Consider the following 15,481-nt stretch of genomic DNA (forward strand, 5'->3'; position numbering starts at 1 on the left):
TAATGTTGATTGTAACAATACCAGTAACGCCCTTTGCACAAAATTGTCGAATTATTGCCTGCTCAGATACTAAACAAGCAGTGGTGATAGACCCAGGCGGTGATTGCGATAAAATAATTACGGCTTTAAAAGAGAATAATTTAACGTTAAATGCAATTTGGTTGACTCATGGGCATTTAGATCATGTTGGCGGTGCTGACATATTACGTAATATGTTTAATGTTAAAATTATTGGTCCACAAAAAGATGAACATTTTTGGTTTGAAAACTTGCCAATGCAGTCTCAAATGTTTGGCTTTGCACCTATAGCGCCTTTTTATCCTGATGAATGGCTAAACCATGACGATAAAGTTAGTGTGGGGAATTTAAGTTTTGATATAAAACATTGCCCAGGTCATACACCTGGACATATCGTTTTTTATCAATCGGTAGAGCAATTAGTTATTGTTGGTGATGTTATATTTAAAGGTTCAGTGGGGCGTACTGATTTTCCTAAAGGAAATGCGGAGCAGCTAATTGAGTCGATTAATAAACATATTTTAACCTTACCAGATATAACCCAAATACTTTCAGGGCATGGTGGTGATACTAACGTTGCTCACGAAAAACAAAGTAACCCATTTATAAGTGGTCAATACGGTTAATGACTTAAAAGTATAATTCAGAAATAATATATACGTATAATTTATAAAAATAAGCAGACTGTTTTTATAAATAGCTGTATAATTTAGCCAATTTATTTGATAAATAAGAAATAAAATGTCTCTAAATCACGTAGATCGCCAAATTTTGGCACTTTTACAACAAGATGCTAGTTTATCTACAGCAGAAATTGCCGACAAGGTTGGCTTATCACAATCTCCTTGCTGGCGTCGTATTGCCAAACTTGAGCAAGACGGATACATAAAAAGCAAAGTTGCTCTTTTAGATGAAAAGAAACTTGGTTTTGATATGTTGGTATACGCCCATGTACGCTTATCTAACCATGGTAAGAAAAATCTAGCTGAGTTTGAAAAATTAATCCTGAGTTATGACCAAGTAACAGAGTGTTACACTATGGCAGGCACAATGGACTTTATGCTGCGTATTATTTCACAAGGCATTGAAGGTTATGAGCACTTTGTTCGTGATAACCTATTGAGCTTAGAGTACGTACAGGAAGTACATTCTAACGTAACTATGACGTGTGTAAAACGCAGTACATCTCTTCCTCTATAACATATTAAATAAGTGGCATATTGAGTTACACACTAAGTTTGTAATTCAATATGACGCTGTACACTTCCATACCTAACAGACTTAACAGACCTAACAGATTGCAATAATTCATCCTTGAATACAAAACAGGACTAAACATTGTTTTGTTTAGCCTAACGATACATTGACAATTGTTAACTGAGCGCTAATTTGGTAGAATTCAGCGCTTTTTTGATACCTAATACTACACTTTGAGGAACTCAATGTTTAACTTACTCAGTAGGGCGCCAAGCTCTGCTAAAAACGATATTCTATCTGGATTAACTGTGGCACTTGCCTTGGTACCAGAAGCTGTTGCGTTTGCCTTTGTTGCAAATGTAGAACCTTTAGTTGGTCTATATGCCGCGTTTATCGTTGGTTTAATTACGGCTATATTTGGCGGTCGTCCTGGTATGATTTCGGGTGCTACCGGTGCCTTAGCTGTTGTTATGGTAAGTTTAGTACTTGATCATGGTGTAGAGTATCTATTTGCTACTGTACTCTTAATGGGCATATTGCAGATACTTGCTGGGGTATTTAAGCTTGGTAAGTTTATTCGTATGGTGCCACATCCGGTAATGCTTGGTTTTGTTAATGGCCTAGCAATCGTTATATTTTTAGCCCAGTTAGGGCAGTTTAAAGTACCTGATGGCATGGGCGGGCAAGAATGGATGACGGGCAACCCGCTTTTCATTATGCTTGGTTTAGTTGCTTTAACTATGGCGATTATTCAATTTTTACCAAAACTAACAACAGCAGTGCCATCAACACTAGTAGCAATTGTTACTGTGACAGCTCTAGTTATTGGTTTAGATTTACAAGCGCATACTGTGCTTGATTTCTTAAAAGGTATGACAGGCGACGAAGCGGCAACAATCGCAGGCGGTTTACCGCAATTTCATATCCCTATGGTGCCTTTTAATCTAGAAACCCTGCAAATTATTTTCCCTTATGCGCTTATTTTGGCCGCAATTGGTTTAATTGAATCATTACTTACACTGAGTTTAATTGATGAAATTACTGAGACTCGTGGTCACAGTAATAAAGAATGTATTGGTCAAGGTGCGGCAAACATTACTTGTGGTATGTTTGGTGCTATGGGTGGTTGTGCAATGATTGGTCAATCTATGATCAATATTAACTCTGGTGGACGTTCTCGTTTATCAGGTATTAGTGCTGCACTTATGCTTCTTGGTTTTATCATTTTTGCTTCAAGCCTTATTGAAATGATCCCACTTGCTGCCCTAGTTGGTGTAATGTTTATGGTTGTATTGGGTACATTTGAGTGGGCAAGCTTTAAAATGATGAAGCGTGTGCCTTTATCTGATGCGTTTGTAATTGTACTTGTATCGGGTGTGACGGTTATAACTGATTTAGCAATTGCAGTATGTGTGGGCGTTATTGTTTCTGCGCTTGTATTTGCATGGCAACATGCTAAACAAATATACACAACTAATTACATTGATACTGAAGGTGCTAAGGTATACGAACTACACGGTCCGTTATTTTTTGGCTCAGTTAAAAACTTCACTGATTTATTTGATGTTAAGAATGACCCTAAAAATGTAATTATTGAATTCAAACACAGCCGTGTTTCTGACCACAGTGCAATTGAAGCGATAGACAGTTTAGCTGATAAGTATACGAAGGCTGGTAAACAACTTCATTTACGTCATTTAAGTAAAGACTGCACGCAGCTATTACACAAAGCACGCGATTTAGTTGAAGTAAACGTAATTGAAGATCCTACTTATAAAGTGGCTTCAGATAAACTTGCGTAGTATTTAATTAGGTAAATAAGAATTTAAAAAAGCGAAAGGTCACACCTTTCGCTTTTTTTATACCTGCTTTGCGGTAAGGCTCTTAAAAAGCAAGACAGTTGGTAGTGCTAAGCATTCTTATAAATCGATATAATAACAATCAACATTTTTATAAATTATTAATTTTATGCCAGTTAGGCTAATAAAAAAAATAAAAGAGTAAATCTCTATAAACGCCTATTTTATACAATTTATATAATAACTATACGGAGTAGACATTAATTTTGAACTGGCAATCTTTAATCGATAACAGACAACGTTTTTTTTGGCTTTTGCAAATTGCAGGCTGGATTGGTTATGCGTTAGTAAATTATATCGGCTCTAAAGTATTTGAAATGCGAGATATTTACGTATTTGTCATTTTATTAAATGCTTACGCTGGCTGTTTAATGACAGTACCCCTTCGTTATATTTACAGAACAATTTGGAACTCTTCCCCATGGATCCTTATGCTAGTGGTATTTGGAGCTTCTTATATAACGGGCACTTTGTGGGCAGTTGTTCAAAAGTTTAACTTGTGGGAAATTTATCGTCATGGTTATAGACCCGAAGAGTGGTTTTATTATTTACAACAAGGCTTAGACTCTGTTTATATTATTTTATGTTGGAGTGGTTTGTACTTTGGGGTTAAATACTATCAACTGCTGCAAAGTGAGCGACAAAAAGCGTTAAAAGCAACAACAATGGCACACGAAGCACAACTAAAAATGCTTAGATACCAGCTTAATCCACATTTTCTGTTTAATACGCTGAATGCGATATCGACATTAGTTTTGGTGAAAGAAAATAAAGATGCTAATTTAATGGTATCAAAATTAAGTGACTTTTTACGATACACCTTAAACACCGATCCAATTAAAAAAGTACCACTTGAACAAGAGTTACATGCTTTAATGCTGTATTTAGAAATAGAGCGTGTACGCTTTGATGAGCGACTAAAAGTAAATGTAGAAGTAAGCGAAGAAGCAAAAGAAGCGCTAGTGCCTAGCTTAATATTACAGCCCATTATAGAAAATGCCATTAAATATGCTATTGCGCATTTATCAGAAGGCGGTGTGATTGATATTAAAGCACAAGTATTTGCCAACGAATTATTACTTGAAGTAGGCGACAATGGTCCAGGGACAGAAATAATAGATGGACAACTAGTTAATGCCCAAGGTGTGGGCGTAGCAAACACTAAAGATAGATTAAAAACGCTCTACGAAAATAATTATTCGTTTGTATTATCACATAATACGCCAAGTGGATTAAAAGTTAATCTGCGAGTACCGTTTGAGAAGGCTGTGAAGAAATGATAAAAATAAAAACATTAATTGTTGATGATGAACCATTAGCACGTAAAGGTTTAGATGTAAGACTTGCTGAATATTCTGATATTGAAGTAATTAAGTTATGTAGCTCAGGTGCAGATGCAATTGAAATATGCAAAAACGAAAAAATAGATTTAGTATTTTTAGACATTCAAATGCCTGGAATGAATGGCTTTGAGGTTGCACGTGCGCTTAGTGAAAGTACGAGAGTATTACCTGCTATTATATTTGTTACTGCCTTTGATCAATTTGCTGTTAAAGCATTTGAAATTCATGCTTTAGATTACATCTTAAAACCCGTTGATGATAACAGACTAAAACAGGCGGTAGAAAAAGTGCATACCTATTTAAAAACGCAACAAGACAACGCCCATAAGAAAAAACTTGCGAGTTTTGTAGCTGGAATAACGGGCAATAATTGCGAAGAGATCCTTAAAAAATTGGCAACTGGCGACACATTAACTGACCGCAGGTACCCAGAGTCGCTTGCAGTAAAAGAGCAGGGGGAAATAATTCGTGTACCTGTTGCTACTATTCAGTGGGTTGATGCTGCAGGTGATTATATGTGTTTACATTGCCAAGATGGACAAACTCATATATTACGTAAAACAATGAAAGAGCTTGAACAAGAGCTTGACCCTCATTTGTTTGTACGTGTACATCGCAGTGCGATTGTAAACACAAAACAAATAAGTAAATTAGTAACACAAGTTAGTGGTGAATATTTACTTGTACTTGAAAATGGGCAAGAGCTAAAGGTGAGTCGTAGCTACCGTGATAAAGTAAAAGCAGCGCTCGCTAGTTAATTTGGGTTTAAAATTATTTATTACAGACACAAAAAATGCGAGCTAAGCTCGCATTTTTTTATTCAATTATTAATTATACCAATTGCTATAGAATAATCATGTATTTAATAAAATTGGTATTATGCAACAGTTACAATTTTCATTGTGTTAGTTGCGCCCACAGTTTCCATTGAGTCACCGTGAGTAATAATTACTGTATCGCCAGACTGTAAAGAGCCTTGAGAAACTAAAGTATCAAGAGCTGCTTTTACCATACCGTCTTTTTCAGTTTTTGTAGAATCAAAAAACACTGGATAAACACCACGATAAAGTGCTGTTTGACCTAACGTACTCGCATGGCGTGAAAGCGAGTAGATTGGTAAACCAGAGCTAATACGCGACATTAATTTAGCCGTGCTGCCCGATTCAGTAAGTGTGATAATTGCTTTCACAGAATCTAAGTGGTTAGCTGCATACATAGCTGAAAGTGCAATTGATTCAGCATTGTTAGAAAAGCGGCTATCTAAACGATGTTTAGAAACGTGCGTTTCTTTTTGAGACTCAGCACCTAAACAAACACGTGCCATAGTAGCAACGGTTTCTTCAGGGTAATCACCCGCAGCTGTTTCAGCCGAAAGCATAACTGCATCTGTACCATCAAGTACGGCATTAGCAACATCCATAACTTCTGCACGTGTAGGCATAGGGTTATCGATCATCGATTCCATCATTTGCGTTGCAGTTACTACAGTACGGTTTAATGAACGAGCACGGCGAATAATTAGCTTTTGCTTACCCATAAGTGCAGCATCACCAATTTCAACACCTAAATCACCACGTGCAACCATTACTGCGTCAGACGCTAATATGATGTCATCAACAGCTTCTTGTGTTTCAACAGCTTCAGCGCGTTCAATTTTAGCAAGTAACTGTGCTTTTGAACCCGCTGCTTCAGCAAGTGAACGTACATAGCGCATATCGTCGCCACTACGTGGAAAAGATACGGCAATATAATCTACGTCAATTTCTGCAGCTGTTAGTAAGTCTTCTTTGTCTTTTTCAGTAAATGCTGGAGCAGTTAAGCCACCACCTAAACGGTTAATACCTTTATTGTTAGATAAAACACCGCCAACAGTTACAGTACAATGTACTAAATGGTTAACAACTTCGTTAACGCGTAGCTGAATTAGACCATCATTTAAAAGAAGTAAATCATCAGTGCTAACATCGTTTGGAAGTTCTTTGTAGTCAATACCAACTGAATTGATATCGCCTTCGCCTTTTTCCATTTTTGCATCAAGCGTAAACTTAGCGCCTACTGCAAGTGTTACTTTACCTTCTTTAAAAGTAGAAACACGAATTTTAGGACCTTGTAGGTCAGCAAGTATAGCAATATGCTTGCCTAATCTTTTTGCGATATCACGTACAGCTTGTGCACGATCTTTATGATCCTGTGCAACACCGTGTGAGAAATTTAAACGTACAACGTTTGCACCAGCTATAATGATTTTTTCTAAATTGTTATCTCTATCGGTAGCAGGTCCAAGGGTAGCGACTATTTTTGTGCGTCTTAGCATCAAATTCTCCTGTGTGCTTAAGATGTAAGCGGGTTACGGTTATTTTGTTACTTTAAAATATGTATATTAGAGTAGGGTATTTTTATTTATTGGCAATCTTTGTTTATTGCCACTATTTTATACAAAACTAATGTGTCATCATTATGACACCGGTGTCAGAATGCGTCAATGGTCTTAAATTTAAATAGCTTTGCTATTTGTCACCCCTAGCAGGCTGATGTTTGATATAATCGCGTAGCTTATTTATTTTCGTTAAAAAAGCGACGTTGTATTAGCTCATAGTTAGCTTTATATGACTGCATTGAGTATATCGCACGCGGTATTATTTAATTTACTAACCAAATAGTTGTTACCGAGGAGGGCACTAAATGCAAGTTGCATTAGTAGGGTTAGGCGTTATGGGGAAAAATCTTGCCCTAAACTTGATTGAAAAAGGGATAACGCTAGTCGCTTATGACAAAAACCCACATGCGGGTGAAGAGTTATTAAGTTGTGCTAAATCTCAAGGTATGGCCGAGAGGCTGCACATTGTTTCTGACTTAAGAGACATGGTTAGGCGTTTAGAAGCACCTCGCTCTATCTTATTACTTGTTCCTGCAGGCGAGCTAGTCGATGGTGTTTGTAATGACTTAGTCGAAGCGGGTGTTGATTGTAATGACATTATCGTTGATTGCGGTAATAGTAATTATAAAGATGGTATTACGCGTAAACTTAAATACCAGAACAAATTTGAATTTGCCACAATGGGAATTTCTGGTGGTGCAGAAGGCGCTCGTTTTGGACCCGCTATGATGGCAAGTGGCTCTGAAGGTGGTTGGGGACGTATTGAACCTTGGTTTGAAAAAGTAGCTGCAAGTTACAATGGCGAATCATGTTTTGCACGTGTTGGTCAATCAGCTAGCGGTCATTTTGTAAAAATGGTTCACAACGGCATTGAATACTCGTTAATGCAACTTATTGCTGAGGTATATCAATTACTACGCCTAGGTACTGGTCGCACACCAAAAGAAGTTGCTGCAATTTTTGATGACTGGTCAGAAGGTCAGTTAAACAGCTACTTACTCTCTATTTCTAGCCATATATTATCACTTGAAAATAAAAGCAATGTTCCGCTTGTTGATTTAATTGATAACAAAGTTGGCGCTAAAGGTACTGGTCTTTGGACTGCACAAAATGCATTAGAACTAGGCATTGCTGTTCCTTCACTGGTTGCTGCCGTTCAGGCGCGTCACCTAACAAATGTGTGTGATACCACTGCCGCACAAGAGATGACCTATGCGGCTAAATCAACTAACAAAGTTGATATTGACCTAGATGAACTTAAAGATGCATTTACACTTGCAAGTTTATTGGCTTACCGTCAAGGTTTAGCGCTTATCAAAGGTGCGTCGCGTACACACCAATGGAAAGTTGATTTATCTAAAACATTACAAACTTGGCGTGCAGGTTGTATTATTCGTGCAGATTACTTAGACAGTGTTGCAGAGGGTGTTCAGTTTATTGATACTCTTGAAAAAGAGTCGCAAGCACTTCGTAAAGTTACCGGACAAGCAATTATGACTGGTTTAGCTTTTCCTGTGCTAGGCGCCACACAGACTTATTTAGCAACGTTAACAACACCAAGTAATGGGCATTTAGTACAAGCCCAGCGTGATTACTTTGGTGAGCATGGCATTAAAATTCACAGTGGTGAATCATGTCATTTAACCGACTTAGTAGAGATAGATGCTAAGGTTCGTTAATAACCAACCGCTATAAAGTATAAAGGCACGCTAATTAGCGTGCCTTTTTGTTTTTAAATTTATAAATACTATCGGCTTAATTCACCGCGCAAGTTATCTTGCATTAAATGACGTATTGTTTCTACTTCTAGCTTTTGGCTTAATAAATAATGTAACTTGGTTAAACAAGCCTCTAAAGTCATGTCGTAACCACTAATAACACCAATATTTAAAAGTGCATTACCGGTGGCGTATCCGCCCATATTTACATGACCTTTTAAACACTGAGTTAAATTAACAATAACCATACCGAGTTTACTAGCGTCCTCTAGTATTGATAAAAACTCTGGATCTTGTGGTGCATTACCCACACCAAAACTAAGTAGCACTAACGCTTTTATATTATCATTTACTAGGCTTCTGACTACGTCTCTGCTTATACCTGGATATAAATAAAGCACACCAATAGGCTGTGGTGTAATGTTGGTAACTTGTAGTTCGTTTTCAACATAAGGACTCAGCTGCCCTTTAATGAGTTGAATGCTAATACCCGAAAGCGCTAAAGGCTCTAAGTTAGGGGAGGCAAACGCATTAAAACCATCTGCGTGCGCTTTAGTTGCTCTATTACCTCTAAATAACTGATTGTTAAAAAACAAACTTACTTCGGCAATAGGGTAGTTAGCTGCTAAATACATCGCATTAAGCAAATTAACTTGACCATCTGAACGTAATTGCGAAAGTGGAATTTGTGAACCTGTAACAATAACGGGTTTAGTGAGGTTTTCAAACATGAAAGACAATGCCGACGCGGTGTAAGCCATTGTGTCTGTGCCATGTAATACGACAAAGCCATCGTAATCTTGATATTTACTTTTTATATCATTAGCAATAAGTTGCCAATGTGCAGGGGTCATGTCTGATGAATCGATTAATGGGCAATACTCGTGAATATCAAATAAGGGCATTTCATCACGGTTAAATTCAGCGTTATTAACGACTGTTTCAGTTAAAAAGCCCTCAGCAGGAATGTAACCACGACTTGATTTTTTCATTCCTATGGTACCGCCTGTATAAGCGATATAAATGCGTTTGCGTTTCATAAAAAAGCCCAGTAAAAAAACTGGGCTTAGTATAGCGTTAAGTAACTCTAAATACAGCTGCTTAAAACAAAGTATGCACTTTTATTGTGCAACGTTACACACTAAACAACGTGCGTATACACCTTGTGGATCGTTGTAATCTTTAAGGTTTTCTACTTCAGTACTTAATTGGTTAATAACACTTTGTAAGTTAGCTTGTGTTGCTAACACAGATGTTTTTTGTGTTTGTAGACCAAGCATAGATTTAATAGACGCATTAGCAAAAAAGCTTTGAATCATTTTTTCTTGCGGGCTTAAATCTTGTTTGATTGTTTTAACATCGTAATATTTAATTTTAGCAAGTTTTGCTGCAGCTTCAATTGCGTCTTGCTTATTACCAAGTTTATCGATTAAGCCAAGTTCTTGTGCTTGTGATGCAATCCAAACACGACCTTGGGCAATTTTATCAACTTGCTCTGGTGTCATATTACGTGCTTGCGCAACTACATTTAAAAAGCGACCGTAGGCTTCTTCAACACTCATTTGAATTACTTGACCCATTTTTTCATCAAGTGGGCGAGTAATAGAAAAGCCAGCCATTTCTGTTGTCGCGACTCCATCAGAATAAACACCAATTTTTGATAGGGTTTTTTCAAATGTCATAAACGTACCAAACACACCAATAGAGCCTGTAATTGTACTTGGTGCAGCCCAAATTTCGTTAGCTGCTGAAGCAATCCAATAGCCACCCGATGCAGCCACAGAGCTCATAGATGCAATAACTGGCTTACCAGCAGCTTTGAGTGCTAGCACTTCTGCACGAATAACTTCTGAGGCAAACATACTACCGCCACCAGAGTCGATACGAAGTACAACCGCTTTAACTTTATCATCAAGGCGTGCTTTACGAAGTAGAGCTGCGGTAGAGTCGCCGCCAATCTCTCCAGCTTTACGCTCGCCATCAACAATAGTGCCTTTTGCTACAACAACGGCTACTTTTTCGCTCATTGGATTATCGAATTCCATTGGAGGCTTAACTAAGCTTAAGTATTCGCGAAATGAAACTTGCTTAAACGTTTTACCATCTTCATCTGCACCAACTAAGTCGATAAGTTGTTGACGTATTTGTTGGCTAGTTTTTAATGAATCAACCCACTGGTGATCAAGTGCATATTTACCTGCATCTCCATTAGCAGCTTTCATTTTTTCTAGGTAAACATCCATTGTTTCATCAAAATTTGATTCATCGAATGGGCGTACAGCTGCAACATCGTGTTTGTACTCACTCCAAAGAGCACCTAACCAAACACGGTTTGCTTCTTTAGCAGCGTCAGACATATCGTTACGGATAAAAGGTTCTACTGCCGATTTAAACGTACCAACGCGGAAAATATGTTGTGTCACTTCTAGCTTTTCAAGCGCATCTTTAAAGTAAAGTGGGTACATTCCGTAGCCTTCAATTGCAACGCTTCCGTATGGATGCATTGCAACTTCATCTGCATGTGATGCAATATAATACTGAGCTTGTGTGTAGTAATAACCTGTTGCAATTACTTTTTTGCCCGCTTGTTTAAAGCGATCAACGGCATCAGTAATTTGCTTAAGTTTGTTTAAATGCGCTTTAGGCATTTCTTGTAAATCAAGCAGTAATACACTTATACGCTCATCTTTAGCTGCTTCGTCAATTACTTCAACTACATCATCGAGTAAAATTTCACTTGGCGCTTCAGAACCAGATGTTGCATCACTAATTGCAGCTTCAACTGGATCAGTGTAAGTTTTTTCTTCTACAATAGGACCATTGAGGTTAAGTCTTAGTACAGAGCCATCTTTAACAATCAATTCGTCTTCGCCACTGAAAAGTGCCGCTATAAAAAATATTACTAATAATAAAAACAGAAGGTTAAGTACTAATCGACGAGAAAAGTTAATTCCAGTCCAGATACCGTTAAATATTTTTGCTATCAAAATAGCTCCTTAATTTGGTACAGCTAATATATTCGTTCCATCTTATCCTAGAATAAAAATTTATTTAACTGCTAAATCGTAACGAAGTATTTATAAATCAATTTAAACGCCCGTTTTTAAAGGAATTGGCACTTTAATTAAGTCAAATATTGCTTATTACTTGCCATTGAAGCAAAATTAGCTAATGTATACAGGTTAGACCAGTTAACGGGGCACAAGATGTTAGAACAACAATTACAATTAAAACACACACAATTACGTAACCGCTTAGTAATGGGCTCAATGCATACAGGTCTTGAAGAGGGCTGGCATAATCGAAAACGCTTGCGCGCTTTTTACGAGGCTCGCGCTAAAGGCGGTGCTGCAATGCTTATCACCGGTGGTTATAGTCCTAATTTACGTGGTAAATTAACTCCTATTTCGTCGTCATTTAATAGTTATTACGATGTAGTAAAGCACCGTGCATACACAGACGCTGTACATAAACACGGTGGTAAAATTTGTTTGCAGTTATTACATGCAGGACGTTATGCGTATCATCCTTTTAATCAAGCGCCAAGTGCAATAAAAGCACCAATTAACCCTTATAAACCTAAAGCAATGTCACTAGGGTCTATTAAAAAAACGATTAAAGATTTTGCTCATTCTGCTTATATGGCTGAAAAAGCAGGGTACGATGGTGTTGAAGTGATGGGATCTGAAGGTTATTTAATTAACGAATTTATGGCACCGCACACAAATAAACGTGAAGACGAATTTGGTGGTAGCTTAGAAAATAGAATGCGCCTAGCGCTAGAAATAGTAAAAGCAGTCAGAGCTAAAGTATCTGAAAAGTTTTTAATTATTTTTAGATTGTCAGTAATGGATTTAATACCAAATGGCTCTACACCTGATGAAGTAACTATTCAGGCGACTGAGCTTGAAAAAGCGGGTGTTGATATATTTAACACGGGTATTGGGTGGCACGAAGCGCGCATACCAACAATAGCTAGCATGGTGCCGCCAGGTGCTTTTAAAGAGGCATCAAAACGTTTAAAAGACGTAGTAACTGTGCCTGTTATTGCAGTAAACCGAATTAATACACCCGAAATTGCCAACGATATTTTGACTGCAGGCAATGCTGATCTAATTTCAATGGCAAGACCATTATTAGCCGACCCAGAATTTTTTAATAAATATAATAATAAACAGTCTAAGCAAATCAATATTTGTATTGGTTGTAATCAAGGCTGTTTAGACCACGTATTTAAAAATAAGCGTGCAACCTGCTTGGTTAATCCACAAGCTGCTTTTGAGCTCGACTACCCGTTGGATAAAACAACTAAAGCTAAAAATGTACTTGTTGTAGGTGCAGGTCCTGCCGGTTTATCAGCAAGTTGTTATTTGGCTCAAAAAGGTCATAACGTCACATTAATAGATCAAAAGGCGCAAATGGGTGGTCAATTTAACCTAGCAATGCAAATACCGGGTAAAGAAGACTTTAGCCATACACTAACTTATTACACTAATGAGCTAGTGCGTTTAAATGTAAATGTTGAATTAGGTAAAGCCTACAACGACAGTATGCTCGTAAATTATGACGATATTGTATTTGCAACTGGTGTTAGACCTCGAGAAGCGACTATTGAATGTAGTGATGGTAAACGCGTTTTTGCATACGACGAGGTGATTCGTGGTGAAGTGGAGTTGGGTAAATCAATTGCCATTTTAGGTGCTGGCGGTATAGGTTTTGATATGGTTGCGTTTTTAAGTGAACATAAATCACAAAGTATTGCAGACTTTAAAAGTCAATGGGGTATTGAATGCGCGCCTCAACCACATAAAGATGACCGCCAACTTTATATGCTAAAACGAAGTGCAGGGCGCTTTGGTAGCGATTTGGGTAAAACAACGGGCTGGATACACCGACAAGTTGCCAAGCAACATGGCGTAAAACAAATTGCTGATTGCCAATATAATAGTTTTGATAAAAATGGTTTAACAATAACGGTTGATGGTGAAACTCAAGTGTTACCGGTAGATACGGTTATTGCATGTATTGGCCAGGTATCTAATAACGAAGTATTACAAAATCAAGCAGATAATGCCAAAGTACACGTTATTGGTGGTGCAAAATTAGCTGCTGCTATTGATGCAAAACGTGCTATTTTTGAAGCATTACAAATCGCAAGAAGCATTTAATGTGTTTAAGATATTAATATAAAAACATACTTTTTGTTTGAGTGTAATCTTGGGTAAATTATCATTTAGATAGTTTGCCCATTTTTATTTATCTTCTCCTTATTGCTACCAATTTTTTAAACTTCAATTGAAACTCGCATATTGAGCTAACTTAGGTATAGATGTTATTCTAGCGTTTTGAATTTTGAGCAAATCATTATGAATGCCATAGAGCTTTTACTTACTCGCCAATCAGATCCAAAATTAACAGAGCCCGCTCCAAATAAAGACCAACTTGCGATTATTCAACAAGCCGCTTTACGAGTGCCGGATCATGGCTGTATAGCGCCATGGCAATTTATTATTGTGCAAGATGAAGCGCGTCATAAATTAGGTGACATTTATTATCAAAGCGCAGTAACTGAGCAACAAGAAGGAAAAGTAATAAATCGAGCTAAAGAATTACCACTGCGTGCCCCTATGATAATTATTGCAGTTGCAAAATACCAAGAACATCCAAAAGTCCCACGCATTGAGCAAATACAAAGCGCGGGTTGTAGTGTGTTAGCGATGCAGCAAGCTGCCTTTGCCCAAGGTTTAGGTGGAATTTGGCGCACAGGATATTTTGCACAAAGTGCTGCTGTAAAAAATGCGCTTAATCTAAATGAGCAAGATGAAATTGTAGGTTATCTCTATTTAGGAACGCCGACCATAGACTGTAAAAAGTCACCACGCCATAAACCTGAAAATTATTTTAGTTATTTATAGTTAATAATGAACTTTTTTTATCCAATGTAGTCATTTATCATTAAGCTTGGTAATGTTAAATTATTAAAGTTAGTGATTTGACTGAAAGAAGCGCTAGGAAGCACAAAATTTAATTATTATTCTTCAGTTTGTTTTTTAATCGGTTGTTTTTTGATAGTGTATGGAAAGTCTCAATAAAAATAACGATAAAGAAGACGAAAACAATGGGAAATTTATTTTTACGTGAAAAAGAAAGTTGGCTTGCATGGTCTATTTGGGGAATTATAGGCGCTTTTATTACACTTTATGTAGCTATAAGCACTAACGCAGCACATTTAATCGCTGTGTCAGCGATGAGTATGCTAGTTATACTTACATGGTGGATGCAGCAATCTAAGCGATACGATTTTGGTCGTGCATTTAAAATATGTTGTTATGTATTATTACTGAGCGTATTACCTGCATTTATGTTTGTTGTAGTACCAAGTGATGATTTAAATCGATTTGATTTGATTTTTCAAAGCATCACATTTTTAACCCTTAGTTTATTAGCGTGTTTGATTTGCTCGTGGATAGCGCGTAGACCAAAACAATATTATTGACGCATAAATACACATCATACAAATAAAACCTATAACAAGTGATTGTATTTAGAACAAAGTGTCATGTTTTTGAGCATTTTAATCTTTTTTAATAATTTATTTAGATTAAGTCTTTACAAATAACGCGTTTAACCATATTATCCGCGCCGTACGGAGAGATGGCAGAGTGGTCGAATGCACCGGTCTTGAAAACCGGCATGGGTTTATAGCCCATCTAGGGTTCAAATCCCTATCTCTCCACCATACATAAAAAAACCGCCTTAATAGGCGGTTTTTTGCTATGTGTACTTTAAAAAACAATGACTCTGTATTTGTGCATATTTAGTATAATAATGTGTAACACTGATTCGCTTAATTAAGTGATCTATTTTGAGATAAGACAATCTACTCCTCAAATAGATTAAGTATTATTACAAATGGGTACTAGACCTCGCTGTGCTATAAATCACGGTTTGTGATTTACATACTTCAAG

12 protein-coding genes and 1 tRNA gene are annotated in these 15,481 nt (G+C 37.2%); 10 read left to right on the plus strand and 3 right to left on the minus strand.

Going from position 1 to position 15,481, the window contains the following annotated elements; genetic code table 11:
- Positions 1-2 precede the first annotated feature (2 nt).
- The 5 genes from I6F65_RS08460 (at position 3) to I6F65_RS08480 (ending at position 5,175) form a co-directional block, all read left to right on the plus strand.
- Positions 3-644 carry an MBL fold metallo-hydrolase gene (locus I6F65_RS08460; protein WP_197112432.1) on the plus strand — a complete coding sequence of 214 codons (642 nt, stop codon included), beginning with the start codon at positions 3-5 and terminating at the stop codon, positions 642-644.
- Between the two features lie 115 nt (positions 645-759).
- A complete protein-coding gene (locus tag I6F65_RS08465) occupies positions 760-1,218 on the plus strand; it encodes an Lrp/AsnC family transcriptional regulator (protein WP_024612835.1) in 459 nt (152 codons plus the stop codon).
- A 242-nt stretch (positions 1,219-1,460) separates the two neighbouring features.
- On the plus strand, positions 1,461-3,017 hold the full coding sequence (locus tag I6F65_RS08470) for a SulP family inorganic anion transporter (RefSeq protein ID WP_024612834.1): 1,557 nt from the start codon (positions 1,461-1,463) through the stop codon (positions 3,015-3,017).
- A gap of 263 nt (positions 3,018-3,280) precedes the next feature.
- Positions 3,281-4,354 (plus strand): sensor histidine kinase, encoded by a 1,074-nt coding sequence (locus I6F65_RS08475; RefSeq protein WP_166113088.1) that lies wholly within the window; start codon positions 3,281-3,283, stop codon positions 4,352-4,354.
- Positions 4,351-5,175, plus strand: a complete 825-nt coding sequence (locus I6F65_RS08480; protein WP_024612832.1) for a LytTR family DNA-binding domain-containing protein — start codon at positions 4,351-4,353, stop codon at positions 5,173-5,175. The genes I6F65_RS08475 and I6F65_RS08480 overlap by 4 nt, the downstream gene beginning before the upstream one ends.
- A 119-nt stretch (positions 5,176-5,294) precedes the next feature.
- On the opposite strand, the gene pyk is transcribed toward I6F65_RS08480, so the two are convergent.
- On the minus strand, positions 5,295-6,731 hold the full coding sequence (gene pyk, locus I6F65_RS08485; RefSeq protein WP_197112434.1) for a pyruvate kinase: 1,437 nt from the start codon (positions 6,729-6,731) through the stop codon (positions 5,295-5,297).
- Positions 6,732-7,099: 368 nt separating this feature from the next.
- On the opposite strand from pyk, the gene gndA reads away from it, so the two are divergent.
- On the plus strand, positions 7,100-8,473 hold the full coding sequence (gene gndA, locus I6F65_RS08490) for an NADP-dependent phosphogluconate dehydrogenase (protein ID WP_197112436.1): 1,374 nt from the start codon (positions 7,100-7,102) through the stop codon (positions 8,471-8,473).
- Positions 8,474-8,541: 68 nt separating this feature from the next.
- Here gndA and ansA read toward each other — a convergent pair whose 3' ends face one another.
- Entirely contained in the window at positions 8,542-9,552 is a 1,011-nt protein-coding gene (ansA, locus tag I6F65_RS08495) for an asparaginase (RefSeq protein ID WP_197112438.1), read from the minus strand.
- Between the two features lie 81 nt (positions 9,553-9,633).
- Entirely contained in the window at positions 9,634-11,499 is a 1,866-nt protein-coding gene (gene sppA, locus I6F65_RS08500; RefSeq protein ID WP_197112440.1) for a signal peptide peptidase SppA, read from the minus strand.
- Between the two features lie 219 nt (positions 11,500-11,718).
- Here sppA and I6F65_RS08505 point away from each other — a divergent pair, with 219 nt between their 5' ends.
- The 4 genes from I6F65_RS08505 (at position 11,719) to I6F65_RS08520 (ending at position 15,251) form a co-directional block, all read left to right on the plus strand.
- Positions 11,719-13,680: an FAD-dependent oxidoreductase gene (locus I6F65_RS08505; protein ID WP_166113090.1), complete on the plus strand. Its 1,962-nt coding sequence runs from the start codon at positions 11,719-11,721 to the stop codon at positions 13,678-13,680.
- Positions 13,681-13,878: 198 nt separating this feature from the next.
- Positions 13,879-14,427: an NAD(P)H nitroreductase gene (locus I6F65_RS08510; protein WP_197112442.1), complete on the plus strand. Its 549-nt coding sequence runs from the start codon at positions 13,879-13,881 to the stop codon at positions 14,425-14,427.
- Between the two features lie 203 nt (positions 14,428-14,630).
- Positions 14,631-15,008: a hypothetical protein gene (locus I6F65_RS08515; protein WP_024612825.1), complete on the plus strand. Its 378-nt coding sequence runs from the start codon at positions 14,631-14,633 to the stop codon at positions 15,006-15,008.
- 152 nt (positions 15,009-15,160) lie between these two features.
- Positions 15,161-15,251: transfer RNA gene (locus I6F65_RS08520), tRNA-Ser, on the plus strand.
- The last annotated feature ends 230 nt before the right edge of the window (positions 15,252-15,481 follow it).

Origin of the sequence: Pseudoalteromonas sp. SWXJZ94C, from assembly GCF_015864385.1 — a bacterium.
Taxonomy (GTDB): domain Bacteria; phylum Pseudomonadota; class Gammaproteobacteria; order Enterobacterales; family Alteromonadaceae; genus Pseudoalteromonas.

Coding starts and splice junctions, on each gene's coding strand:
- I6F65_RS08460 (WP_197112432.1), top strand. CDS start 3: ATGTTGATTGTAACAATACCAGTAACGCCCTTTGCACAAAATTGTCGA.
- I6F65_RS08465 (WP_024612835.1), top strand. CDS start 760: ATGTCTCTAAATCACGTAGATCGCCAAATTTTGGCACTTTTACAACAA.
- I6F65_RS08470 (WP_024612834.1), top strand. CDS start 1,461: ATGTTTAACTTACTCAGTAGGGCGCCAAGCTCTGCTAAAAACGATATT.
- I6F65_RS08480 (WP_024612832.1), top strand. CDS start 4,351: ATGATAAAAATAAAAACATTAATTGTTGATGATGAACCATTAGCACGT.
- pyk (WP_197112434.1), bottom strand. CDS start 6,731: ATGCTAAGACGCACAAAAATAGTCGCTACCCTTGGACCTGCTACCGAT.
- gndA (WP_197112436.1), top strand. CDS start 7,100: ATGCAAGTTGCATTAGTAGGGTTAGGCGTTATGGGGAAAAATCTTGCC.
- ansA (WP_197112438.1), bottom strand. CDS start 9,552: ATGAAACGCAAACGCATTTATATCGCTTATACAGGCGGTACCATAGGA.
- I6F65_RS08505 (WP_166113090.1), top strand. CDS start 11,719: ATGTTAGAACAACAATTACAATTAAAACACACACAATTACGTAACCGC.
- I6F65_RS08510 (WP_197112442.1), top strand. CDS start 13,879: ATGAATGCCATAGAGCTTTTACTTACTCGCCAATCAGATCCAAAATTA.
- I6F65_RS08515 (WP_024612825.1), top strand. CDS start 14,631: ATGGGAAATTTATTTTTACGTGAAAAAGAAAGTTGGCTTGCATGGTCT.